This window comes from Pararcticibacter amylolyticus (genome assembly GCF_003130405.1).
Lineage (GTDB): Bacteria > Bacteroidota > Bacteroidia > Sphingobacteriales > Sphingobacteriaceae > Arcticibacter > Arcticibacter amylolyticus.
In genome coordinates this window covers 218,584-243,577 of sequence record NZ_QEAS01000009.1, presented here as the reverse complement: position 1 = coordinate 243,577, position 24,994 = coordinate 218,584, and the positions used below count along the sequence as shown (strand labels likewise).

26 protein-coding genes are annotated in these 24,994 nt (G+C 43.2%); 9 read left to right on the top strand and 17 right to left on the bottom strand.

From position 1 onward, the window contains the following. Both DDR33_RS12675 and DDR33_RS12670 read right to left on the bottom strand, forming a co-directional pair. On the bottom strand, positions 1–1,047 hold a 1,047-nt coding region (locus DDR33_RS12675), incomplete at its 3' end, for a glycosyltransferase family 2 protein (RefSeq protein ID WP_109416157.1). Then, positions 1,017–1,895 (bottom strand): lysophospholipid acyltransferase family protein, encoded by an 879-nt coding sequence (locus tag DDR33_RS12670; protein ID WP_109416156.1) that lies wholly within the window; start codon positions 1,893–1,895, stop codon positions 1,017–1,019. The genes DDR33_RS12675 and DDR33_RS12670, both read right to left, overlap by 31 nt. 54 nt (positions 1,896–1,949) lie before the next feature. Here DDR33_RS12670 and DDR33_RS12665 point away from each other — a divergent pair, with 54 nt between their 5' ends. Together DDR33_RS12665 and mgtE are read left to right on the top strand one after the other, a co-directional pair. Further along, positions 1,950–2,558 carry a WbqC family protein gene (locus DDR33_RS12665; protein ID WP_109416155.1) on the top strand — a complete coding sequence of 203 codons (609 nt, stop codon included), beginning with the start codon at positions 1,950–1,952 and terminating at the stop codon, positions 2,556–2,558. A 108-nt stretch (positions 2,559–2,666) separates the two neighbouring features. After that, positions 2,667–4,016: a magnesium transporter gene (gene mgtE / locus DDR33_RS12660; RefSeq protein ID WP_109416154.1), complete on the top strand. Its 1,350-nt coding sequence runs from the start codon at positions 2,667–2,669 to the stop codon at positions 4,014–4,016. A gap of 30 nt (positions 4,017–4,046) precedes the next feature. Here mgtE and DDR33_RS12655 read toward each other — a convergent pair whose 3' ends face one another. Beyond that, positions 4,047–6,215, bottom strand: coding sequence for an FUSC family protein (locus DDR33_RS12655; protein ID WP_109416153.1), 2,169 nt, complete (start codon positions 6,213–6,215; stop codon positions 4,047–4,049). 282 nt (positions 6,216–6,497) lie between these two features. On the opposite strand from DDR33_RS12655, the gene DDR33_RS12650 reads away from it, so the two are divergent. From DDR33_RS12650 to DDR33_RS12630, 5 genes are read left to right on the top strand one after another with little or no spacing between them, the layout of a single operon-like run. Continuing rightward, positions 6,498–7,367, top strand: a complete 870-nt coding sequence (locus DDR33_RS12650) for an STAS domain-containing protein (protein WP_109416152.1) — start codon at positions 6,498–6,500, stop codon at positions 7,365–7,367. A gap of 29 nt (positions 7,368–7,396) precedes the next feature. Next, positions 7,397–7,786 (top strand): STAS domain-containing protein, encoded by a 390-nt coding sequence (locus DDR33_RS12645; RefSeq protein WP_238387790.1) that lies wholly within the window; start codon positions 7,397–7,399, stop codon positions 7,784–7,786. Then, positions 7,783–8,196, top strand: coding sequence for an anti-sigma regulatory factor (locus DDR33_RS12640; protein ID WP_109416150.1), 414 nt, complete (start codon positions 7,783–7,785; stop codon positions 8,194–8,196). The genes DDR33_RS12645 and DDR33_RS12640 overlap by 4 nt, the downstream gene beginning before the upstream one ends. Further along, entirely contained in the window at positions 8,189–9,193 is a 1,005-nt protein-coding gene (locus tag DDR33_RS12635; RefSeq protein ID WP_109416149.1) for an ATP-binding protein, read from the top strand. The genes DDR33_RS12640 and DDR33_RS12635 overlap by 8 nt, the downstream gene beginning before the upstream one ends. 2 nt (positions 9,194–9,195) lie before the next feature. After that, positions 9,196–10,386: a sensor histidine kinase gene (locus DDR33_RS12630; RefSeq protein ID WP_109416148.1), complete on the top strand. Its 1,191-nt coding sequence runs from the start codon at positions 9,196–9,198 to the stop codon at positions 10,384–10,386. On the opposite strand, the gene DDR33_RS12625 is transcribed toward DDR33_RS12630, so the two are convergent. The 3 genes from DDR33_RS12625 to DDR33_RS12615 form a co-directional block, all read right to left on the bottom strand. Continuing rightward, on the bottom strand, positions 10,358–12,628 hold the full coding sequence (locus DDR33_RS12625; RefSeq protein ID WP_158280737.1) for a penicillin-binding protein 1A: 2,271 nt from the start codon (positions 12,626–12,628) through the stop codon (positions 10,358–10,360). The genes DDR33_RS12630 and DDR33_RS12625 overlap by 29 nt on opposite strands. 219 nt (positions 12,629–12,847) lie before the next feature. After that, a complete protein-coding gene (locus tag DDR33_RS12620; RefSeq protein WP_109416146.1) occupies positions 12,848–13,585 on the bottom strand; it encodes a metallophosphoesterase family protein in 738 nt (245 codons plus the stop codon). A 1-nt stretch (position 13,586) separates the two neighbouring features. Further along, positions 13,587–14,330 (bottom strand): nucleotidyltransferase, encoded by a 744-nt coding sequence (locus tag DDR33_RS12615; RefSeq protein WP_109416199.1) that lies wholly within the window; start codon positions 14,328–14,330, stop codon positions 13,587–13,589. Positions 14,331–14,491: 161 nt separating this feature from the next. On the opposite strand from DDR33_RS12615, the gene DDR33_RS12610 reads away from it, so the two are divergent. Then, positions 14,492–14,869 carry an SRPBCC domain-containing protein gene (locus DDR33_RS12610; protein ID WP_109416145.1) on the top strand — a complete coding sequence of 126 codons (378 nt, stop codon included), beginning with the start codon at positions 14,492–14,494 and terminating at the stop codon, positions 14,867–14,869. Positions 14,870–14,936: 67 nt separating this feature from the next. On the opposite strand, the gene DDR33_RS12605 is transcribed toward DDR33_RS12610, so the two are convergent. From DDR33_RS12605 to DDR33_RS12585, 6 genes are all read right to left on the bottom strand, one after another. Continuing rightward, on the bottom strand, positions 14,937–15,389 hold the full coding sequence (locus tag DDR33_RS12605; protein ID WP_109416144.1) for a tail fiber domain-containing protein: 453 nt from the start codon (positions 15,387–15,389) through the stop codon (positions 14,937–14,939). A gap of 142 nt (positions 15,390–15,531) precedes the next feature. Then, entirely contained in the window at positions 15,532–15,852 is a 321-nt protein-coding gene (locus tag DDR33_RS12600) for a hypothetical protein (protein WP_109416143.1), read from the bottom strand. Between the two features lie 152 nt (positions 15,853–16,004). Further along, positions 16,005–17,600 carry a peptide chain release factor 3 gene (locus DDR33_RS12595; RefSeq protein ID WP_109416142.1) on the bottom strand — a complete coding sequence of 532 codons (1,596 nt, stop codon included), beginning with the start codon at positions 17,598–17,600 and terminating at the stop codon, positions 16,005–16,007. 128 nt (positions 17,601–17,728) lie between these two features. Beyond that, positions 17,729–18,751: a Holliday junction branch migration DNA helicase RuvB gene (ruvB, locus tag DDR33_RS12590; protein ID WP_109416198.1), complete on the bottom strand. Its 1,023-nt coding sequence runs from the start codon at positions 18,749–18,751 to the stop codon at positions 17,729–17,731. A gap of 142 nt (positions 18,752–18,893) precedes the next feature. Beyond that, on the bottom strand, positions 18,894–19,055 hold the full coding sequence (locus DDR33_RS25860; RefSeq protein ID WP_158280736.1) for a hypothetical protein: 162 nt from the start codon (positions 19,053–19,055) through the stop codon (positions 18,894–18,896). 29 nt (positions 19,056–19,084) lie between these two features. Continuing rightward, positions 19,085–19,375: a hypothetical protein gene (locus DDR33_RS12585; protein ID WP_109416141.1), complete on the bottom strand. Its 291-nt coding sequence runs from the start codon at positions 19,373–19,375 to the stop codon at positions 19,085–19,087. A gap of 258 nt (positions 19,376–19,633) precedes the next feature. Here DDR33_RS12585 and DDR33_RS12580 point away from each other — a divergent pair, with 258 nt between their 5' ends. After that, complete coding sequence (locus DDR33_RS12580; protein ID WP_109416140.1) at positions 19,634–21,517, top strand: DNA topoisomerase IV subunit B; 1,884 nt, start codon at positions 19,634–19,636, stop codon at positions 21,515–21,517. A gap of 93 nt (positions 21,518–21,610) precedes the next feature. Here DDR33_RS12580 and DDR33_RS12575 read toward each other — a convergent pair whose 3' ends face one another. The 5 genes from DDR33_RS12575 to DDR33_RS26680 form a co-directional block, all read right to left on the bottom strand. Next, entirely contained in the window at positions 21,611–22,129 is a 519-nt protein-coding gene (locus DDR33_RS12575) for a hypothetical protein (protein ID WP_109416139.1), read from the bottom strand. 151 nt (positions 22,130–22,280) lie between these two features. Further along, positions 22,281–22,709, bottom strand: a complete 429-nt coding sequence (locus DDR33_RS12570) for a nuclear transport factor 2 family protein (RefSeq protein ID WP_238387789.1) — start codon at positions 22,707–22,709, stop codon at positions 22,281–22,283. Between the two features lie 285 nt (positions 22,710–22,994). Then, positions 22,995–23,423, bottom strand: coding sequence for a nuclear transport factor 2 family protein (locus DDR33_RS12565; RefSeq protein WP_109416138.1), 429 nt, complete (start codon positions 23,421–23,423; stop codon positions 22,995–22,997). A 121-nt stretch (positions 23,424–23,544) separates the two neighbouring features. Further along, positions 23,545–24,594 (bottom strand): hypothetical protein, encoded by a 1,050-nt coding sequence (locus tag DDR33_RS12560; protein ID WP_109416137.1) that lies wholly within the window; start codon positions 24,592–24,594, stop codon positions 23,545–23,547. A gap of 118 nt (positions 24,595–24,712) precedes the next feature. Further along, a partial coding sequence (locus DDR33_RS26680) for a Smr/MutS family protein (RefSeq protein ID WP_238387788.1) occupies positions 24,713–24,994 on the bottom strand: 282 nt, incomplete at its 5' end.

The window sequence follows — 24,994 nt, the reverse complement described above, 5'->3', positions numbered from 1 at the left end:
CTTCCCGACAATCTCTCCAAACACCTTCCTGCCCCTTACAAAGTATTGCCACACGATGCTTTTATTGATCATTCCTGTCTTGTTGAAGCTGGAAAAGTCTTTTATCCTTTTTTTTCTATTGGAGTTGAAATGGAGGAAAAAGTAAGAATGAGCGTTGCTAACGGCTTTGGCGTGCTTAAGTTTCCCCGCAGATGCGAACTTGATAAGGGAGATCAGATCGAGCCAGAGTCGTATAAAAATAACTCTGAAAGCTTTGGCGGCCGGCAGGTTTTTTAACAGCATGGTAAGATTATTTCTGAAGTTGAGGTACGTTTTGTAGGGATTATCCGCCTGCAACGTTCCTCCTCCTATGTGGTAAACAGTGGAAGAAGGGCAATACATTATTTTATAACCGAGATTTTTGAGCCGCCAGCAAAGGTCGATCTCTTCCATGTGGGCAAAAAAACTAGTGTCGAAGCCTCCTGCTTCTTCCCAGCAGCTCCTTCGGATAAAGAGTGCTGCACCGCTGGCCCAGAAGATTTCGCTGGTATTATTGTATTGACCGTGATCGGTCTCTACGTGGTCAAACACCCTTCCCCTGCAAAAGGGATAACCAAAGATATCGATGAATCCGCCCGCAGCTCCGGCATATTCAAAACTGTTGCGGTTGCCGAAACTCAGGAGCTTGGGTTGAACTGCGGCTACCGATTTATCTTTCTCCATCAGCGTGAGTACTGGTTCTATCCATCCTGGTGATACTTCCACATCTGAATTGAGGAGGCAAAAATAATCTGAATCCACTCTTTTGAGGATAGAATTGTAGCCGCCGGCAAAACCGAGGTTCTCTTCATTCTCGAGGATTTCGACAGATGGAAAATTGGTACGTACAAAAGAAACAGAATCGTCGGCAGATGCATTGTCCCCAACAATTACTCTCAGGTTGGAATACCCCGAATTTAATATGAAGGGAAGAAACTGTTCGAGGTATGCTCTTCCGTTCCAGTTCAGGATAACAACAGCAAGTTCCGGCATTTCTGTTAGTTCCTGATCTTGTAACTTTTTTTCCATCTTTTATGAGACCAGAGCCAGTATTGTGGCGTTTCGTTAATTACTTTCTCGAGCATCCGGGTATGCGCTTCGGTTATTTCGTAATCCGCCGTAGCATTCGGATCATCTGTCAGCAGCGTGAAGACCGCTTCATAATGTCCTCTTTTTACCCGGTTCATTTGCCCGAATATCACAGTAGCATTTGCAATTTTCGCAACTTTCTCGGTGCCGAGGAAGACCGCCGTTTGCTGGTTAAGAAAAGTAGTGAAGTATTGTGCCTGCTGATGTACAGGTGTTTGATCGCCGAGAAAGACTGTCCAGTATTTCTGTGACCGGTAACTGACGATTTTTCGCAATGTATGTTTCATTTCAACCATCACTGCTCCGAAACGCGACCGCAGCCGGTTGAGCATTTCTTCGAATGTTTTGTTTGTTAATGGCTTGTAAACGATAATCAAGGGTTCATCGAATGCAGCAGAAAGTGCAAGTGATCCCCATTCCCAGTTTCCATAGTGAGCTGTTACCAGCATGACGGGTTTACCTTTTGCAAATTGTTCTTCAATTATTTCGGGATTTACCAGTCTGAACCTCTTTTTCATGGATGCCTTCGACATGGATGCCATCTTTACAGATTCGAGAATAAGATCAGCCAGCCATTTAAAATATTTTTTCTCAATGGAATAGATTTCTTTATCCGTCTTACTGGGGTAGGCATTCCTTAAGTTCATCTGTACCACATTCCGGCGGTAACCAACAGCGTAATAGATAATTACGTAGAGCAGATCCGACAATAGGTATATCAGCGGAAAGGGGAGCAGAGAAATGAGAAATAGAGGATATTTTGCAAGGCTTGTAAGAACCTTCTTCATCTGTACTTTTTATCGTTAATTTCGTCGAACCGAAATACAAACATAGTACATACCATGCACAAAGGAGCAATTTTTCCGTTATTTTATCTTCCGCCTATAGAATTGTTCAGCAGAATAAAGCAGGGACACGGGGATATTCTGATTGAACAGTTTGAGCATTTTCCGAAACAAACATACCGCAACCGGGCGTTGATTCATTCTCCTCAGGGGAAGCTGGCACTCATAGTGCCTGTTGTGAAAGGGTCTAAAGTTCATACAAAGGTAAAAGATGTGCAGATAAGTTATGACTTCGACTGGCAAAGGCTGCATTGGATGAGTATTCAGACTTCTTACAGGAGTTCTGCTTATTTCGAATTTTATGAGAGCGACTTCTCCGTTTTCTATGAAAAACGATGGAAATATCTCTACGAATACAATGAAGAAATTTTCCAGCTGCTGACGAAACTGTTAAAGCTGGATATTCAATGGTCTTTTACGCAGGCATTTGAGAAGCAATATGATGATTATGCAGATTACCGGGAATCTATTCACCCGAAGAAGGTATCAGACATCCCTTTTCAGCCGTATTTCCAGGTGTTTGAAGACAGGAACGGCTTTATCCCGAATCTGAGTATCATTGATCTTTTATTTAATCAGGGGCCGCGGTCTGCTTCATTGTTTTAAACCCGGCATCATTTTTCGGACACAAAGGTGCAACTCTCATTGTTAAATCATCGTTAAAATATATATGGTATAACAACGATCCCGATACATTTACTAATTTAGCTGGCCATGCAGTCTTTTGAGCTGAACAAGACGGATATTCAACGTATAAAGCAAGCGCTGGAGGAAGATGAAAACGTCCTGAAGGCTCTGCTGAAGGAGTATCACGCTTCAGAAATTGCCATTCTGTTTGAAAGTCTTTCTGAGGAATCCAGGGAACGTATTATCAATATCTTACCGGCAGAGATCGCTTCTGAAGTCATCTCTGAGATGGATGCTGAGATCCACCCGGAGAAACTGCTTGAGAAACTTCATCCCGAAAGGCGTTCAGAGATTGTAGAGGAACTTGATTATGATGATGCTACGGACATCATCAGCCAGCTTCCTGAAGAAAGACAAAATGAGATCCTTCAGGATCTTGATGCCGAAGATGCCAGCCATATCCGGAATCTTTTAACCTACGAGGAAGATACTGCGGGTGGTTTGATGAACACCCAGGTGATCAAAGTTAACAGCAGTCTTACCAAAAAAGAGGCGCTCGAAGAGATCATCAGGCAATCGGAAGAGATGGAGGAATTTTACACGATCAATGTAGTGGATAATTATAACCACCTGATCGGGATAGTTTCTCTTAAGGATATTATCAAATCGAAGAACACGGTCCATATCAGAGAATTGGTGAACGATGATTTTGTATTTGTTAAAGCTCATACAGATCAGGAAGAAGTAGCCAAACTTCTCTCTCAGTATAATTTGTCGAGCATCCCTGTGGTGGATGATACCATGCACCTTCTGGGGCGTATCACCTTCGACGACGTGATCGACGTACTGGAAGAGGAAAATACGGAAGACATCCTTAAAATTTCGGGGGTTTCTGAAGATGAAGAGCTTTCCGGGAACTGGAAGGAGGCGGTTAAGAGCCGTCTGCCCTGGCTGGTGATCAATCTTGGTACGGCTTTTCTGGCTTCATCGGTCATCAGGCATTTTGAACCCACGATTTCCAGGGTCGTCGTACTCTCGGGATATATGACCATGATCGCTGGGATGGGAGGGAATGCCGCAACCCAGGCTCTCGCTGTAACTGTACGCCGTATCTCCCTGAACGATCTGACCGATAACCAGGCCTACCGGACAGTATTAAAGGAGTTTACAGTTGGATTAATCAATGGTGCTGCTAACGGGCTTATCATATTCCTTTTTGCCCTGATATACGACAGTAATCTGATGCTCGGTGTTGTGATCTTTCTTGCGATGACGGGCAACCTGGTAATAGCGGGAATAACAGGAGCTTCCATTCCGCTTTTCCTGAAAAGGGTCGGGATAGATCCTGCAATTGCCTCCTCTATCATTATCACCACTTTTACCGATGTTTTCGGCTTTCTTCTTTTACTTGGTTTAGCAAGCCGGTTGTTGTTATGAACATTTCCGTTCGGAATTTTTCCAAGTGCCTTATCCTCCTGTTTCTGCTGAAGGTGCAGGGATAGATTGATTCTCTTCTTTAAACGGCATTACTGTCTTCAGAAGATCTCCAGCTGTTTTATTGACAAAATCCAACTGCTCGGCAATGAGCTTGCTGTCCGTATTTTCCGGGAGCTTGGCAGACGCATCGGGGATATGAAGGTCCGCTTCTTTAAAATCGTCATCCTCACTTGTTTTCAGAATGGTAATGGCTTCGTATATCTGGTACAGTGCTTTCCTTACCGCCCTGATATGATTAGGCTGGGTGTGCCTGGCCTCGTCGTAGCGGACGGTTGAGATCAGGGTGGCAATGTAAGAAGACAGCATATGGTTGAGCACAATAAACTTACTGGTTTCGCGCACATATTTTTGCTTGCTCTTAGGTTCTGTGAGCATCCGCTGGTAAGCTGATGCCAGGTTTGCTGAGCTCACATACAGCTCTTTCCTGACCAGTTTATATTCCGTCATATTCAGGGACTTTCCTGCCAGTCCCTCTGCTACTTTAAGCAGATAATGATAGTTTGCGATCAGCTGCTTTCGCATCAGGCTTTTTAGCTGTGGGTATTCCCAGGAGGGAAAAAGGAAATAGCTCGCGATAAAAGCAATGAAGGAGCCAATAAAGGTATCCAGGATCCTCTCTTTTGCCAGGCTGATATCACCGAAACCAATGAAGCTGAACATCAGGAGAATGTAGGGTGTCATAAACAGAACACTTACAACATAATTTAACCTTTGGAAACTGTAAGCGCCCAGCATGAAGATCAGCAGAAAAATAAGCCGGATAGTATGGTCGTGGACGTAATATACAATGAGGGCACCGGCAATGCCTCCAATCAGTGTTCCAACCAGCCGTTCGTAATTCCTCCTTTTTGTGAGGCTGAACCCGGGTTTCAGCAATACGAGGATTGTCAGTAATATCCAGTAACTATGGTGTCCGAGCGGCAGCATTTTTGAAACCAGGTAGCCGGTTACAGCTACTATGGCCACACGGAGGGAGTGCCGGAAGATCCCTGATTTAAAACTGATATTTTCAATGAACTGTTTCGGGTCGAGTATCTGGCTTGACACAAATCTGCCGAGATCTTTTTCATTACTGATCCTGACGGTATCCAGTTTATTATGACTGAAATAACTGTATATGGTATTTATCCTGTTTACGATATTGCGGACATTGATCAGGATCTTTTTGAGCACAAAGTTATTCTCAACCTGGTCAATGCTTGTCTTGAGATGCTCCAGTTGCGGCTGGAAATCCTGCCTTAATCTTGGTCGTTCATTTGCATTTATATCGTATCCCAGGTCCTCCAGTTGCCGCGCAATATTTACCAGCACCTTATGGAACTCTTTAAGTACTCCTGTATGACCATAAGAGCTCCTGATCGACCTGTAGTCGTAATGAGTGGCCATGGTTTGCTCAAAGAGATCGATGACATCGAGGAACACCAGGATCAGGAGCCGGGCAGTATTGGTTGGGTCTTTAGTGAGGAGCCGGTTTTTAAAAAGGATTTCCCTGACACTATCCTGCTGCTGGTGTACAATGATCTGCTGGTCGATCAGCTTCTTGTAGGTTTCGTCAAAATCGGAATCCGTGTCATAGAAATCGGCTTTAAGCTGAAGATATTCAGATATCTTCTCAATACATTCTCCTAAAGTATGCTGTGCAATGCGGTAGGGTCTGAACTGAGATACTGCCAGGCTTAAAGCCATGTACCAGATGCCACCCGCCAGAAGGAACCCGGTATATTCAAGAAGTGAACCTGTTGTGAAATCCCGGTCGATATTCACGATCATGACTATCAGGACACCGGTGCCGATGGCGGCGGCCCTGTTCCCATAGATATTGAACATCGAAAAGAAGAAACAGAAGAGAAATATTTCGATCACCAGCAGGACCGGGTAGTCGTTGATAAAGCCCGTCAGCAGTGAAACTACAACCATAAAAAGGATGCTGAACAGCATGCCGTTTCGCTTATGAACAACCGGTCCCGGGTTGTCAGGTATACTGGTTGTAATAGCCCCCATAGACACGGCAATACCTGTTTCCAGATGCCCGAGTTGTGAAAGTAACAGCGGCGGAAGCAGGACTCCGGCCGAGATCCTCAGACCGTCTGAAAAGTATTGACTAAAAATGAAATTTTTGATCTCGCGTGTTTGTTTCATGTATTATTGTCAACAACAGCGAATATAGTGGATAGTTGTGCATTGTCTATAGATTCAATGATGATAGACTGTAAAATAGTTTTTCGTAAATGAAACAAAGACAGGATCTGAAAAGTTATGTCTGAAAGGCATGATTCCTGGCTTGTAATTTTAACTTCTTCGGGTCCGTTAACAGGGGTGCATGGCAATTTGCTGAATCATTGTAGTAGGTATGAATGCCTTAGGTTTTTATCTTAATAGATTATAGATTTAATTATTACTTTTACTGCAAATCGATTAGCAATGCATTCAAAAACCTTCACTATTTTACAGAAGAAAAAGAATCAAATTTTAGAGTTATGGTTGAACAACCAGTTGGCGGACGAAGGTCTGAGAGAAGACCTGATCAGCAACCAGGACCTGAGGGCTTCGTCCGAAGAACTTGTTGATGTTCTGGTTTCATCTGCTTCGGATGACAACCTTGAAAATCCAGAGTCTTCAGATTTCGATCCTGTTTTAGAAATTCTGGCAGGGGTTTCTATGACCCGGGCAAGGCAGGGATTTAGTCCCCGGGAAACAGGTTTGTTTGTACTTGGACTTAAGGAAGCTTTATTAACGGTGCTGCAGGAAGAGATGTCTGATTCGCCAGCCGAATTATATACAGAGAGCCTGAAAATAAGCAGATTGTTAGATAGTTTCTCTATTGTTACGTTTGAAACATTTATCAAGGGAAGAGAAGACGTGATCCTCCGGCAGACAGATGAAATTGCAGAGATTTCAACTCCTGTTATCCGGGTTTGGGATGGTATTCTTGCATTGCCTATTATAGGTACACTCGACAGCGCACGCACACAGGTAGTAATGGAAAATCTGCTTCAGGAAATTGTGGAGACAGGCAGCAGTATCGCTATTCTTGATATATCAGGAGTGCCGGCCGTTGATTCGCTTGTAGCCCAGCATTTAATCAAAACGGTAAGTGCTACGCGCTTGATGGGAGCTGAGTGTATAATAAGCGGAATCAGGCCGGAAATTGCCCAGACTATTGTGCACCTGGGAATTGACCTTTCTTCGATCATTACAAAAGCAACTCTGGCGAGTGCCCTGAGATATGCTTTCTCCTCTCTTAATCTGGAAGTAAAAAAAGCAATCAGGGAAAAAGTTAGTATTCGTTAGGTCAGATGGAAAAGATACCTATATTAAGGATGGGCCCATTTCTTCTGGTAACCATCCAGGTCGATTTGTACGACCGGCTTGCATTGACCCTTGAATCAGACCTTGTTCAAATGGTGAACAAGACGGGCGCCAGGGGAGTGCTGATAGATATTTCGGCGGTTGCTATTGTTGACTCTTTTATGGGGCGGATCATCGGCAATATAGCAAGTATGTCTAAAATTCTGGATGCTGAAACGGTTGTTGTGGGAATGCAGCCTGCTGTTGCCATCACGCTTATCGAACTTGGATTGCCTCTTAAAGGAGTTTATACGGCTCTTAATGTTGAAAGAGGAATGGATTTGCTGAAACTGAAAATTCAGGGCAGCGCAGATCATGAAGAAGAGGAGGATGACGAGGATAGCGCCATTTATTCAGAATGATCATTTCTCTATCAAAAGATGTCATGACGATCACCCGCGATCAGGACGTTGTTCCGTTTAGAAACCGGGTAAAAGAAAAGGCTGTAAAGATAAAGATGGGACTGGTGAATCAGACAAAACTCATTACAGCGGCCAGCGAGCTCGTAAGAAACATGTTGAAATACGGAAATGGGGGAGAGACGTATATTGAAATAGTTTCCAGGGGAAGGGATACTGGTATCCGGCTTACATTCAAGGATAAAGGGCCTGGGATTGCTGATATTTCTCTGGCGATGCAGGATGGTTTTTCAACCGGAAAGAGCCTGGGATTGGGTTTACCGGGTACCAGGAGACTGGTAAATGAGTTCGATATTAAAAGTGAGATCGGTAAAGGGACAACCGTTTCAATAATTAAATGGGTTAATGGCTAACGCTACACATGTCAGTTTTCGCGCTGATGACAGAAGTTATTTTTCGATCCTGAAAAAGGAGATCCATTCAAGGGTTACGGAAGCCGGGTATAGCAGCAAAAAAGTTGGAGAGATAGATATCATAGTTTCTGAAATGACCTCTAATCTTTTCAAACATGCTGTAGACGGAGAAATCCTGTTCGGGCTTTTTGATGAAGAAGATGAATATATAGAGATAATAAGCATAGACAATGGCCCGGGGATGGTAGATCCTGCAAAAATGGTTCAGGATGGAGTTTCCACAACCAATACGCTGGGACATGGCTTGGGAAGTATAAAGAGACTATCGGACAGGTTCGATTTGTACAGCCAGAAGGGATGGGGGACAATCGCGTTGAGCCGGATCTATAAAAATGAGGATGGGAAACAAAACAGGAAGCCGGTCGAGTTGAGAGCGGTGGTAGTAGCCAAACCCGGCGAGACCGTGAGTGGTGACGGTTGCTACTACAAAGTTACCCCCGGTTATTTTAAACTGCTTCTTGCTGATGGATTAGGGCATGGCGAAGAGGCAGGTAAGGCTGTGAAGGAAGCTGTTAATGCATTTAAAAGCTGCCCGTTTCATTCACCTGTTGAAATTATCAGGCATATCCATACCTCTATCAGAAAGACAAGAGGCATTGTGGGTACCGTGGTTCTTTATAATTTTGAAAGTAAACGCTGGACAATAGCCGGGGTTGGAAATATTGCAACAAAGATGATCAGTCCCTTTCAGTATAAAAACTATATGGCTTACAATGGCATTATCGGGCATAATATTCCCAATACCATGAAAGAACAGGAATATTCTCTGGATGACTATCAGCAGATCATACTCTGCTCTGACGGGTTAAAAACTCGTTGGGAACCGAGACTCCCTGCTACCGGAAAATATGATCTGTCCCTGCTGGCCGCTACTATTTATAAGGATTATGCAAGGAAAACGGATGATATGTCTATTGTTGTGGGAAAATTGAATTGAACATGAAAGAACTGGTAAGCGTTTCGCTGGAAAATGAGATGGATCTTATTCTTGCCTATAAGAAGGCGATAAAGGTAGCAGAACGGCTGAACCTTACTATTTCTACTCAAACCACCTTTGCAACAGCCGTATCAGAGATTTGCCGCGGAGTTATAGAAAAAACTGATGGCGGGGTTCTTTCTGTGGGAGTGATCAGAGATGAGATACGTTATTCTCTCGCTGCAACTGTAACTTTTGATAATGATGTTATCTACAGCCCGGCTGAGGAGGGCTTTTTATATGCTCAGAAATTATTGCCCCATATTCAGATCATTAATGATCCGGGTAAGACTGTGATCGAGCTGAAGATCGGGCTTCCCAGGTCTTCCAGGATAAATCCCTTACGGGTAAACCAGCTTTTAACGTGGTTCAGGGATGATGAACCCTATACTCCCTATGAGGAGATCAAGCGTAAAAACAATCAGCTGAATCTGAGAGCTGAAGAGAAAGACGAAGAATTAAGGCAGTCAAAAATTATAAACGAGCAAAAGACTGAGTTTATTTCTATTGCCAGTCACGAGCTCAAAACACCTGTTACCATCATCAAGGCATATGCACAGCTTGCACTGGCTGCCGGTAAGGAACATGGTTCTACACTCATGCAGTCTTATCTTAGTAAGATCGAAACACAATCTACCAAACTAACTTTCCTGATTCAGCAATTGCTTGATGTGTCTAAGATTGAAAGCGGAAAATTCGAATACAGAATGGAGCAGGTGGATCTGGACGCTTATTTGCATGAAACTCTTGCCCAGGTTAAACATACTATTCCTAATCATCACCTTACAACAGACCTGACCTGCAACAGAGAAATGAAACTGGATAAGCTGAGGATTGAGCAGGTTCTTTCCAATATCATCGGTAATGCTGCAAAGTATTCTCCGAAGGATAGTACAATTACTCTCAGATCCTATTGCGGCGAAGATAATTTAGTCGTTATCTCTGTGACCGATAGCGGAATCGGAATATCCAGGGAAAACCTGGAAAAGATCTTTGATAAGTTCTTCAGGGATTCTGAAGTTATAAGGAAATATCCGGGACTGGGAATGGGCCTTTATATTTCTTCCAAAATTGTACATGGACATGGCGGCCGTATATGGGCAGAAAGCTCTGTAGGAAACGGAGCTACTTTTTGTTTTTCGCTTCCTGCTTAGCCGCGGGTTCTGCTGGTTCATCTTCGCCTTTCTTTTTCTTTTTAAATAAGTTAAATCCCTTTTTAAAGATTCTTTTAAAAAACGATTCCTTTTTGGGCTTTTCCTCTTCTACTACTTCATCGGGGACGAAAGACGGGCAGTTTAGCAGTGCTTTCAGTTCAGGAGAAACCCCATCGAAACGGCTGAACCTAAATCCTGCGTACTCCTCTGTGCGGGTTAAGTTAATCATAAAGCGTGCCCATACGGGTAAAGCAGTGCGGGCTCCCTGGCCAAGTTCCAGAGACCGGAAATGTACGGCGGGATTTTCTCCGCCTACCCACACTCCGGTGATCAGATCCGGCGTAATTCCTATAAACCAACCGTCAGCCTGATTTTGAGTCGTGCCTGTCTTGCCTGCGATTTCCATCCCGAGTCCATACTTTGTCCGGAGATCTGCTGCGCTTCCTTCGTCAATCACTCCTTTTAATAACTCAATCATAACAGAGGCATTTTGGCTTGATATGGCTTGCTTCAATATAGTTGGGGCTCTTTTTAAGATTACATTATTCTTTGCATCGGTAACAGATGTAATATAGACTGGCTTGAGCGCACGGCCGTTATTAGCGAAGATGCTATAAGCGGATACGAGCTCAAACAAAGACATGGATGCTGTTCCCAGTGCAATAGAAGGCACTTCGGGGATTTCACTTTCAATGCCCATCCGGTGCGCCAGACCGATAGTGGGTTTGATCCCTGTACGCAGTAAGATCTGGGCTGAAACTGTATTAACAGAATGAGCCAAAGCTCCCTTCATACTATATTTCCCTTCGTAAGTGCCACTGGCGTTTTGCGGCGACCAATTCTCATACTGCGGGTAGGAAATCCTTTTATTTTCAAAAAGCTTGCAGGGGTTCATCCCCTTCTCCAGAGCTGCGGCATATACTATGGGCTTAAATGTAGAGCCTGCCTGGCGTTTTGACAATACATGGTCGTATTTGTAAAACTGATGATCTATTCCTCCTACCCAGGCTTTTATATAACCTGTACCAGGTTCTATGGACAGCATACCTGTATTCAGAAAACGCATATAATACCGGATAGAATCCAAAGGGCTCATTCTTCTCTTCTGACTGCCGTTCCAGGTAAATACCTGCATATCTACAGGTTTTTTGAATACTTCCAGTATCTCTGCCCATGATTTTCCCGTTTCAGCAAGTCTTTTGTACCGCACGGACTGGTGTATGGCGGCCTTTACGACGTTGAAATTGTTTCCCCAGGGATTTTTACCGCGCCAATGAGTGAAGAAGCTGGCCTGAAGAGCTGACATTTGTTCCCTGACAGCCTTTTCCGCCTGTTTCTGGATCCTGGAATCAATAGTGGTGTGAATTTTTAATCCATCTGTATACAGGTTATACGGCTCGCCGTCTTCCTTGTGCTGCGAATGGCACCAGATTTCAAGTTCACGCCTTAGTTGTTCCCTGAAATAAGCAGCCATCTCTATCTTTGCTGCCCGCCTTTTCACATTAAGACGAAGCGGAAGATTTTGCAGGGAATCTGAAGTGGCAGGAGGGAGGTAGCCGTACTTTTCCATTTGTCCAAGAACAGCATTTCTGCGCGCCTTCGATTTTTCAGGGTTTCTTACCGGATTATAAGTAGTGTTGGCTTTAAGCATTCCTACCAATACTGCTGCTTCTTCGGTATTAAGTGAACGGGCTTTCTTGTTAAAGAAAATTTCAGATGCTCTTTCTATCCCATAAATGTTGCCGCCCATGGGAACTGTATTCAGGTAGAGTTCAAGAATCTCTTCCTTCGAATAGAGCGACTCCAGGCGGTTTGCGATGATCATCTCCCTGATTTTATTGATAGGAGTACTCAGATACCTGAAATTCTTCCTCGAATAAAGATTTTTCGCGAGCTGCTGACTTAAGGTGCTTCCGCCGCCGGCATCTGCGTCCTGAAGTAACAGCGTTTTAAAAAGAACTCTCATAAGGCTCCTGAAGTCAACACCTTTGTGATGGTAAAACCGAACATCTTCTGTGGCTATGAGCGCTTTTATCAGGTCCTGGGATATCTCTTCGTATTTTACATTTGTTCTGTCCTGGAGAAAATACCGTCCTATCAGCACGCCATCAGCGGTGTAAACCTCCGAGGCGGTGCTGTTTTGTTTAGATTTAAGCTCTGCTTTTGACGGAATAGCCCCAAATACGCCCCAATACACACTCAGGTAAAACGCCAGACAGGAAAGGAGCACCAGGAGAATCATACATCCTGAAAATATCAAAAGGGATCTTATCGAGAAAAGCCGCATTTTATCCAAAGAGGGAAATTAATCAGTTTTCGTTTGCTATTCTTTTACTATTCGGATTTCAGGCTTCCGGGCAGACGATATCCTGTTTGCCTGTTCCTGCAAAATATGAATATAGGAAAAAGAAGTCAAACGATGAACCCGTTATGTGGACAATATAATCCGATGAATTCCTGTTTATACTTCAAGAATGAAAAACGGATACTCGTATCCTGCTTTTCCCAGTATCTGCTTCGCGACGTTGTAAACTTTAACGCCTCCTGAGGTTTCGCCCTCTAACTGCCCTACGTGGGCATGCCCGTGGAATGCGGCAATCACGTTTCGTCTGCTCAGAGGTTCTGCAAGGCGCGAAGATCCTAAGAATGGAAAAATCTGTTCAGGCTCACCTATAACGGTTTCTTTAATCGGGGCATAATGCAAAACTGCGATCTTTTTAATGTTTTCATGCTCCTGATCCAACCGGGCAAGGGCTCTGTCAAGATGCAGGGCTTCATCAACAGCTTCCTGAACAAACGCTTTCATAGCGCCCTCTCCAAACATAGACAGCATGTGTCCGTCGAAACCACCTCCAAATCCTTTTACTCCGGCGAAGCCGATCCCGTGTATGACAATAGCTTCGCCATCCAGGATCGTCATGTTATTGTTTTGAAGGATCTGTCTGATCAGTTTATGTCTTCCTTTTTCAAAATCATGATTGCCAAGTACTCCGATAACAGGAACAGAGCAGGCCTTTAACTCTTCGGCCAGCACTTCAGCCTCGCCTTCATCTCCGGTATCCGTCAGATCTCCGCATATCAGCAGGACATCTGCTTTTTGTGATACTTCTTTAAAGTAATCTGTCCATTTACCTTTATCCGATTCCCTTACATGAACATCGCCTACTGCTGCGATCCTTACTTTCCGGTTTTCTTCCATTTTACACTGTTTTAATGGTCGTGACCTTATAATCCCATTCTTTAATATCTACTTTATATTGTGTCTGATCAATAATCGGGCCTCTGCACACTTTTTCAACAGCGGCGGGGAGATCATATTGTTCATGAGCACGTCTCATCAGCTCGTCGAAAAGCCATTTAGGCAGGATGTCGTGATAATCAGCAGGATAGACGAACTGGAAGATCAGCAGTTGAGCGAGCAGGAGGTGCCAGTGCTGATCAAGCCGGAATAACAGACGTTTCCAGTCGACCTGCCTTCCATACTTCAGAATTATATGATTGATGTCTGCACTATCATACCGTTCCCTGTTCTGAACATAGATCTTACACCATATCAGTTCTTCGGCCGGAAGGAATTTTACGGGAACTCCGGCGAATTCTCCTTCTGTAGCATGTTCGTACCAGGTATCATCGACTGTGCAGATGTTGTTTACCGTATCAAAGATAATATCAATGAAATATTCCCCTTTGAAAACTTTTGCCAGCCACCGCACATCTGTCAGCTGGGTTTCGTATCCCTTTTCAGCAAAGAACTTGAGTATCTTGGGGTATTCACTTGGTTTGCAAAATATGTCAAGATCCTTGGTGTCCCGGTAAAGACCCGTATATTTAAACATAGCAAATGCTCCTCCCAGCATAAAGTTTGCACCGCACTCATGCAGCATTTCAAGCGCTTCCCGGTAAAAGGCGTTTGCTTCCCTCTTTTGTTCTTCAGTTTCTATCATAGAATTATAGGTATCGTGTTTAATCTGTAGGATATAAACTGAAAGATTCACGATATGTTTGAAACAGGCCCGGGAATTGCCGTATCCAAATACCAATTGTGCGAATGTCATTCCATGTTATCTGCTATCTTTGAGGTTCATTAAATTAAAGATGCTTTAGCATGAAAGACTTTAAGAAATACTATATCATTTCAGCGCCACCGGAAGAAGTATATCTGGCTCTGACAACTCCTGCTACTATTCATCTGTGGAGTGGGGAAGAGGCTGAAATGTCGACTGAGCCGGGCTCGGAATTCGCATTGTGGGAAGGAAGCATCTCTGGTAAAAACCTGGAGTTTGAAGAAGGAAAAAAGATTGTGCAGAAATGGTATTTTGGTGATCAGGAAGAAGATTCAATCGTTACGATCAAACTGCATCCTCATAAAAACGGTACTTCTGTAGAACTCAGGCACATTAATATCCCTGACGACGATTATGAAGATATAGTTGACGGGTGGGATTCTTATTATTTCGGGTCCCTGCAGGACTTCTACGGATAATAATAAACAAAGGAGAGCGATGCCCTCCTTTGCCAACTAAAAACCAAATATAAGTGTGCAACTATGGTTAATTACCAACAGCAGCGACAGATTTTAAAGACTGAATTTCTTTTTTCAGTGCTTCAATTTCGGCCTGCTGTTCTTTAATAGATCCAACCAGTACAGGTATTAATGCTTCAAGATCTATATTCTTTACTGATGTTGTCTTAAATGCATTCTTGCCGGCGGGGATCATTTTACTCTCGTTCTTTACCACTTCAGGTAATACTCTCTGAACGTCTTCCGGTATAAAACCATATTGAAGACCGGCAGGAAGATTCAGCTTTTTAATATCTTCCTGTTTATATTTAAATGTCAAGGGCTCGAGCTGAGAGATCTTTGACAATGAATTTGTTATCGGCTGTACATCCGTTCTAAGATCAGTACCTGTTTTTTTTGTTTGAGCTGATAGTGTTCCGGCAGATAGTAAAATTGCCAGTGTAAACGCTCCGACTGTTGTTTTTAATCCCAAAGTGTTCATAATGTTATTATTTGCTAAGGTTATTAAATAATTATCATAAAAAAATTAAGCTACGGGAACGTCAATAACCGGATATCCTGATGATAACTGCTATCACAAGACATCTTCAGACGTTATAGATCACCGGTATTCCGGCAAACCGCTATGCCTGGTCGGGAGGGGGAGTAGGAACAGAAGGATAAAAGAGGGAGTGAGAGAACTGGTCGTTTCTAATATGCAGATCTTCAGAATAATCTACCATAGGTTCGGCTATATTGTAGCCGAACGAACAGTTCCAGTAATCTTTTGAAGACTGTTCCTTAGTCTCAGATTCCTTGTTAGATGTATTTTCGGCATCATCCAGCAAGATATTTTTATTAATGCTGTTATCAGAAAGTATAACAGACATGACAGAAACCTCCGCCTTTTCGAGTATGGCAAAGAGAAAAAGGAAAACAAAAATTTGTTTTATGATCAGCCTCATCTCAATAATTTGGTTCTGTTACTGCGAATTTATAATAAATAATAAATAAGCCGAAATATTGTTTTAGTCATTTCATTAATATGACAGAATGAATAACCTGCTGCTTTCGTAAAAATCAGCAATAGGAGGGCCGGCACATTAGTGCCGCCTCATCAGGATTCGGCTTTTCTGAATTCAGATGTTGTGTGAAAGTCTATTTCGGGGAAATCCCGTTTTGCCAGGTTAATCGCCCAGTCGTTGTCGGCAAGGAAAACAGGATTTCCATCCTTGTCGAAACCAATATGGGAGGCCCTTCTTTGCATGATCTCCTGTAAATGCTTTTTGTCCTTTGATGTTATCCAGCTTGAGCGCGAATAAGAAAGCGGCCGGAAAGCACACTTGGCACCGTACTCGTTCTCCAGCCTGAAATTGATCACTTCAAATTGCAATGCACCTACTGCGCCAATAATCTTTCTGTTCCCCGGCTGCTGAATAAACAACTGGGCAACACCTTCTTCCGTCAATTGCTGAATTCCCTTTTCAAGCTGCTTGGTTTTCATCGGGTCCCTGTTCTCTACTTCCTTGAAAATTTCAGGTGAGAAACTCGGAATTCCTTTGAACTGAAGCTTTTCTCCTTCTGTGAGGGTATCTCCGATTTTGAAGTTGCCGCTATCGTATAAACCCACTACATCGCCGGGCCATGCCTCTTCAACGAGTGTTTTATCATTGGCCATGAAATCCATAGGGTTGGAGAACTTCAGTTTCTTATCCTGTCTGGTATGATAGTAGAATTTATTCCTTTCGAACTTTCCTGAGCAGATCCTGAGGAAGGCGATCCTGTCGCGGTGCTTTGGATCAAGGTTCGCATGGATCTTAAACACAAATCCGGTGAAGTCCTTTTCGTTAGCGAGCACTGTACGCTGCTCTGCGTCGCGGCTGAAGGGACTGGGGGCGATATCGATGAATGTATCCAGTAATTCGCGGATACCGAAGTTATTAATGGCACTTCCGAAAAAAACGGGAGCCAGCAGGCCTTCAAGGTACATTTCCTTGTCGAGCTTACCATAGATGCCTTCAACGAGCTCCAGATCCCCTTTTAATTTGTCGAGTTGTTTTTCCTGAAGATATTGTCCAAGAACCGGGTCGTGGAGATCGGCAGCCTGTATCACAGGTTCACTTATCCTTGTTTTGTCGGCTTCAAACAAGCTTAGCTGGTTGTCGTAAATATTATAAACCCCTTTAAATGTATACCCTTGTCCGATTGGCCATGACTGGGGGCAAACACTTATAGTAAGTTTAGTTTCAAGTTCATCCAGGAGATCAAACGGATCTTTCCCTTCCCTGTCGAGTTTATTAATGAATATGATGACCGGGGTATTTCTCATCCGGCACACTTCCATGAGCTTTTCAGTTTGCTCCTCAACCCCTTTTACGCTGTCTACGACAAGAATTACACTGTCGACAGCAGACAGCGTGCGATAAGTATCCTCTGCAAAGTCTTTGTGCCCCGGAGTGTCGAGGATGTTAACTCTTTTATCTCTGTATTCAAATCCCATTACAGAAGTAGCCACCGAGATTCCTCTCTGCTTTTCAATTTCCATGAAGTCGGAGGTGGTGTTTTGGTTGGCTTTATTTCGCTTTACGGCCCCGGCAGTATTAATGGCTCCGCCAAACAGCAGGAATTTTTCTGTCAGCGTTGTTTTGCCCGCATCGGGGTGGCTAATAATTGCGAAGGTTTTTCTTCTCTCTATTTCGGGATGACGATTCATAATTAAACTGCAATGAATGACACTTCTGCCGAAGAAGCAGGTATGAGCATTCTTCAATTTGCGGCTGCAAAGATAGTGCTTTTAAGCTGTAATTCATAGATCTGAATGCGGCATCGCATCCGGACTGCTTAGAACAGAGTAGGGGGGGCGCCTGGTTTCATCTTACCCAAATGGCGGTAAGCAGATTCGGTCACCTCGCGGCCCCTTGATGTCCGCATCAGAAATCCCTCCTGTATCAGAAAAGGTTCATAAACCTCTTCAATGGTTCCTTCATCTTCTCCCACTGCCGTTGCGATCGTTTTTACTCCTACCGGGCCACCCTTAAATTTGTCGATAATGGTTAAGAGGATCTTGTTGTCCATCTCGTCCAGGCCATGTTCATCTACATTGAGGGCATTAAGAGCATATTTCGCGATCTCGGTATCAATCTTTCCGTTTCCCTTGATTTGCGCAAAGTCCCGCGTTCTTCTGAGCAGTGCATTTGCTATACGGGGTGTACCCCTGCTGCGGCGGGCAATTTCGTAAGCTCCCTCTTCCGTTATTGGCGTGCGCAGGATAGATGACGAACGCAGCACAATAGTTGTGAGGAGTTTAGCGTCATAATACTCAAGTCGTGAATTAATTCCGAAACGGGCGCGGAGCGGAGCGGTCAGAAGCCCCGAGCGGGTGGTGGCACCTACCAGTGTAAAGGGATTCAGTGAAATCTGAACCGAACGTGCATTTGGCCCTGTCTCCAGCATAATATCAATCTTGAAATCCTCCATAGCCGAGTACAGGTATTCCTCGACGAGAGGACTCAGGCGGTGAATTTCATCGATAAACAAGATATCGCCGGCCTCCAGATTGGTTAATAAGCCGGCCAGGTCACCAGGCTTATCAAGCACGGGCCCAGATGTGATCTTTATTCCGACCCCCATTTCATTGGCAATGATATGAGAGAGAGTTGTCTTACCCAATCCCGGAGGGCCGTGCAGCAGAACGTGATCCAGCGCTTCTCCTCTTAATTTTGCTGCCTGCACAAATACCCTGAGATTTTCGAGTATCTTATGCTGGCCTGTAAAATCTTCAAAGGCTTGCGGGCGGAGTACTTTTTCAATCTCCCGGTCGGCGGGGCTCAACCTTTCAGCTTCGGGATCTAAATTCTCGTTCAACATTCCGCAAAACTACAAAAAAATAAGCCCGTCACCCGGGCCTATTTTCTTGTTGTTAACTGAGGGAAAAAGAACGATTGTAATGTTTTTTCAGGTAAGATGTATTGTTTTTCAGGTAAATTTCTTAGTTAAATTCCCGCCGTCACGCTACCAGAAGATCGGTATTTACGTCCGGGGTAAATTTAGTGATGCTGTTACTTCGTGTTGTTTTTAGTGTGTTTAGCTCTGTAGAAAGAATGGCTAAAAGCATTCTGTCAAACTCCTCGCTCATTGTGATGATGTGTGAATTGTCTTGCATTTTCATAGCCGGTATTATTAGGTTGAGTTGAATTATTAATTATCGTTGTCAGTATCAGAGAGATTGTTTTTTCTTTGTTCGGCTTCTTTTTTTTGCCGCTCCAGTTGTTCAATATCTCTCAAATCGGAAGCCTGCTCCGGATTAGACGGGTTCTCCCACGTCTGCTCCTCTTTTTCGCCTCCTTTTTCTTCCTTTGGAATCACTATCTTATTTGCAGCAATCATACTGTATCTGTTTTCTGAACGAATAAATGCCAATACTATACCAGTCTTCTTAAAAGATGCATCAAAATAGTTAGATATGCTGGAAAAGAGGGGTTTCCGCATGTTAAATGATTAAAAGAAGCAACGAGCAGATTCTTGAAAATGTAAGAAATGCAATACATTTCTGTATTTAAAGGGCGACACTACGGCTCTCCGGATACAGAACTAAGTGTTTGGAGAATACTGAAGATAAAATATGTACAGGGGACTATGAGGCTCCGCCTCTTTCCCAAATAATAGAATAAAAGTTTATTTTTGTCTGATAACCCTGCCGGCTGCATAAAGGTTCCGGTTCGTTTCCGGGGTGATAATATTTAGAATATGGCTGAAAATATAAATTACAGTGAAGATAGTATCCGTTCCCTTGACTGGAAAGAGCATATCCGGCTCAGGCCTGGTATGTACATCGGAAAGCTGGGTGACGGATCTGCGTACGACGATGGAATTTATGTTCTGTTAAAGGAAATTATAGATAACTCGATTGACGAGTTTGTAATGGGGGCCGGACGAACGATAGAGGTGAGCATTTCGGAACATAAAGTTTCTGTGAGGGATTATGGAAGAGGCATTCCCCTTGGTAAAGTGATTGATTGCGTATCGAAGATCAATACCGGCGGAAAGTACGACTCAAAGGCTTTTCAGAAGTCGGTTGGTTTGAACGGAGTCGGAACGAAGGCTGTAAATGCTCTGTCAGCAAATTTTACAGTCCAGTCTTACAGGGATGGCAGAACCAAGATTGCCGAATTTAATAAAGGGGAATTAATAAGAGAAGAGGCAGAAAAGGATACTACCCAGCGCAACGGAACGGCTATTACTTTTATTCCGGATGATTCTATATTCAGACATTTTCGGTTTATCCCCGAATTCGTTGAAAATATGATCTGGAATTATGTGTTTCTGAATGCAGGGCTGACGATTAGTTTTAATGGCCAGAAGTATTTTTCGGAGAAAGGATTACACGATCTCCTTCTGAAGAATACAGATGCAGAGCATATTCGCTACCCGATCATTCATCTTAAGGGTGAGGATATTGAAATCGCCATGACGCACAGTCAGCAATATGGCGAAGAATATTATTCTTTTGTCAACGGTCAGCATACCACGCAGGGAGGGACACATCAGGCAGCGTTCCGCGAGGCGGTTGTGAAAACTATCCGCGAAAGGTTTAAAAAGGAATTCGATGCCTCCGATATCCGGGCTTCCATCGTCGCTGCTGTTTCGGTCAGGGTACAGGAGCCGGTATTTGAATCTCAGACTAAAACTAAGCTCGGATCTCTTAACGTTGGTCCCGATGGTCCGTCTGTAAGGGCGTTTGTCAATGATTTTGTTAAGAAGGAACTGGATGACTACCTGCTTAAAAATCCGGAAACCGCAGATGCGCTTCTGAAACGGATTCTTCAGTCGGAGCGGGAAAGAAAGGATATTGCAGGAATAAAAAAGCTGGCAAATGAACGGGCAAAGAAAGCTTCATTGCACAACCGGAAACTGAGAGACTGCAAAATTCATTTTGACGATAATCACGAGAGGAAACAGGAGACCACTTTATTCATCACCGAAGGGGATTCTGCCAGTGGCTCTATTACAAAATCAAGGGACGTAATGACGCAGGCTGTTTTCAGTCTGAAAGGAAAGCCTCTCAATTGTTTCGGACTTACAAAGAAGGTAGTTTATGAGAACGAAGAATTTAACCTTCTTCAGCATGCACTTAGTATTGAGGACGGACTTGAGGCGCTGAGGTATAACAATATTGTGATCGCGACCGATGCCGATGTGGACGGAATGCATATCCGCCTGCTGATGATGACGTTTTTCCTGCAATTCTTCCCCGACCTGGTTAAAGCAGGTCACGTCTCTATTCTTCAGACGCCGCTTTTCAGGGTGCGGAATAAAAAGGAAACCATTTATTGCTATAGCGAGGAAGAGAAACAGAATGCGATCAGTAGACTTGGAGCAAAACCTGAAATCACCAGGTTTAAAGGACTCGGTGAAATATCACCCGATGAATTTGGCTTGTTTATAGGAAAGGATATGAGGCTGGATCCGGTGATCCTTAAAGAAGCTAATATTCATGCGCTGCTGGAGTATTTCATGGGAAAGAACACACCCGACAGGCAACAGCATATTGTACGGAATTTGCGGGTTGAAAAAGATGACGCTCAAACAGCAGCTTTAAAGGAAACTACGGAGGAGGAAACTGCGGCCTGATAAGCTTTTCTCAATTTACTTAATAAATGCTGGTTCCTTAAAAGATGCAATATGACGATTTGGGAACCAGCACTTACTAAAATATAGTCTTTCTTAATAATAGTAAGCTACTCCCGTTTTTATAGCTTGCTTAATTCCGAATCCATCGCTTTTATCTGATAAGAGAAGGACAAATGGAGCTTTCATTTCAGCAGCTGCCTCTCTTATTCTTCTTGAAGCTTTTTTATCAGCAGATCCGGCAGTATTGTAGGATAGTAACCCCGATGTCTTACCTTTCACTGCTTCTCCTTTTTTGAGGCCAACTATCTGTGATTTATCTGTAAGGACTTCAACTTTCTCCCAATCGTCTTTCCCCGAGATCTCTATTTTTTCTGATATCTCTTCTTTTCGTCCGCTACTGTAGTTAATGTAAGATACAGCGAATTTACTCACTGTTTGTTCAGCTTCTTCGCCCGGGTACTTAAAGATGACAGTAGTCTCACCAACGCGTATCACTTTAACTTCGAGTTTTTCCCCATTGTGCTTGACAAGCTGATCAATGGATTTGATTTCCTGACCAAATGAAAGAGTTGTTAAAAAGACGGCAACAATTAAAATAAAAGTTTGTTTCATATGTTTTTTTGCCGATAAAACTACAATCTTTTTTTATACAAATAGCCGTTTTTTTTAGACCGCAGGCAAATATTATAAGTTTTATAAAAAATCATAAAAAATGGCGGGTTATTCATCCGCCATTTTCAATGTCCATGAACATATGCAGAATTTAATTGAACACGCTGGAAACATTCGTAATTTTCCATCCACTGTTGGTGTGGGTGATGGTGACGTAATTCGTTCTTGTGAATACGTCATATACCATGGTTACCTTAACAATAGATTGAGAATCATTTTGTTCAACAATCGAGTAATTGGTCCTGCAATTCTGCTGCATGTTTTCAGAACCTTTCAGGGAGCTGAGCATCTGGCCGCGGTTAAGATTGATGATTTTCTGACCCTGGGTCAACGTAAATTTCACATCGTTGTCCAGCACTTCGCTGAAGTCTTTAATCTTCCCCTGCGTCATTGCGTCAATGTAAGTTTGTACAGCATAATTCATGGTGAGCTTCTGATCTTTGGCACCATCGTCTTTAGAAAATGCGTTGAATGAGAATGTTATACAGAATGCAAGAATTATAGTTTTTAAAGCTTTCATAATACTTAATTTTTAGGTGTTAGTCTTTATTAATAAAACACACCGGAAAGCTCAAAAGTTGCTGTTTTGCATACATGAAAGCACTTTTAGTAATTGTTTAATCCAGAATAGGTCCTGTTAGATTTCATTTAAGAAATCGGGCTAAAAGCTCCGTTTCTGCACGTGGAATTCACAATAAATGATATTTTTATATTGTGACTAAAATCACTTATTTGACTTTATTGGATGTTAGGGGCCTGTTTTGCGAAATTTTCTTCTTTTTTTCCTGTCTTTCGCAGGATTATGTTAGTTGAAGGCAGAAGATATGCTGGTTAGTTTCCACCCTTTTTTCGTTTGCGCAATAGTCACATAATTGGTACGTGCAAAAGTGTCGTAGGTAAAGACCACTTTGTAAATCGCCTGTGATGTATTCTGTTCAACCAGTGAATATTTTACATCACAATTCTGCCGCAGATTTTCTGAAGCTTTCAATTGGTCAAGCATCTCACTCCGGTTAAAGTTCATGATTTTTTCTCCGTGTGTAACCGTGTATTTGACATCAGAGTCCAGTACTTCGGCCAAAGGTTTTACTTTACCCAGAGAGATCGCATCCACATAAGTTTTGATGGCGTAATCCATGGTAAGTTTCAGGTCTTTTGTTGATTCATCTTTTACAAAAGAGCTTAAAGAGAATACCAGGCAGATTGCTGCGATTAAAGAAGCTAACTTTTTCATAGTCGTAATTTTTGGGTTGTTTATATCCAATAGACGACGATGAAAATCAACTGTTACAGCATATCGCTGATTTTAGTGATCCTTAACAGAATTTTAACATTCACTGCTCAGGACTACCGGATCACTGTCTTTTTTCAAAATAGATACTCAATTGTTCTTCAACCAGTTCACCCATGCTCCGGCATTTGTAGAATGATTCACGGCGATGGTGTTCTGCCAGTTCTGCTGCCAGCCGTCTGACTTTCGGTTCAGGGGATATTTCCTGTATCTTCATTACTTCAAGGAGGTCCCGGAGACGGTAGTGCACAAGGCGCATCCTGTTATAGATCAAGCTTCTTTCTTCCTCCTGGTATTGCCGCATCGTGGCCTTGTCCATATGTTTCATGCCGAGCATGACCAGCTTATTGTTTTCTTTGAAAAAATGGGGAAGGTAAAAGTTTTTCCTGCCTTCATACGATTGCTGGTCAAAGTCGATGGCCCGCATCCTGTATTGGTTTCCTTCAATATCAGGAGTTATATGCACAACGTAATTATAGGATCGCATGTCGCCCAGCAGCCTGATAAAACAGCGCTCATTAAACTTGACGAACTCTTTACAGATACGGATCTGATTGAACTTTGAGGTATTTATCCGCTGTTTAATAAAGATATCACCCGGCAATCCCGATATATGCTCCTCAATAAGCGTTGTTCCATCTGTCAGGTAGGTGATCCGGTTAGGGGATAAAATATGTTCAAGCTCCAGGCCATATACCCTGGAAGCGTCAGCTATCTTCACATAGATATAATCATAATTGTCATTAAACCGGTTTATGACCCTTATTCTGAATGGTTTTGAATTTCCAAAGGTACAATAGTCAATCTGAGCGATGGTTAGATTTTCTGCTACCTGAACATCTCCGTCAGCACACATCAATACATAGATGTTTACCAGGGCCGGAAAGAGTTCGTTCATTTCGTGCTCGGAATAGTACACGGTTTGCCATAAGGTGTCATTCCCGTTTTTGTCTAAAAGCGGGATGCTCATCTGAAAACGAAGGAGGTCGGAATATTGGACCGGCAGCTTTATTTGTCTGTTATACTTTACCAGGTAATCTTTTAACGGATCAATGATCGGGTAAAAGAACTTTTTTCTTGATGGGACATCTTTTCTAGTTTCGTATTCAGCCATGTAATAAATGTTTTATAAAGTATCTGTATTATGAAGGCCTGTCAGGGCTGGCTGCTCACCGGCGCCAGACTATGTACAGAAAACCCGGAGGCAGGCAGGTAGCGGTATGTCAGGGGGCCTATTTTAAAACAACCTCTGTAGCTCCGTATCCGAATCTTTCTTTCCTGGCATCCATGAATGTTCTCACCTGCGGGTTTTTTCCGAGCTTTTTATGTATTTCCAGGCGAAGAACGCCGTTTCCCACGCCATGAATAAACACAATGGAGGGAAGCTTATGTACAATGGCAGCATCCAGTGTTCTTTTAAATACTTCCAATTGGGCTTTGAGGATTTCAGTGTTATTCAGGAACTGGTAATCATCACGGATCTTTTCGATATGGAGATCAACCTCCCGGGCAGG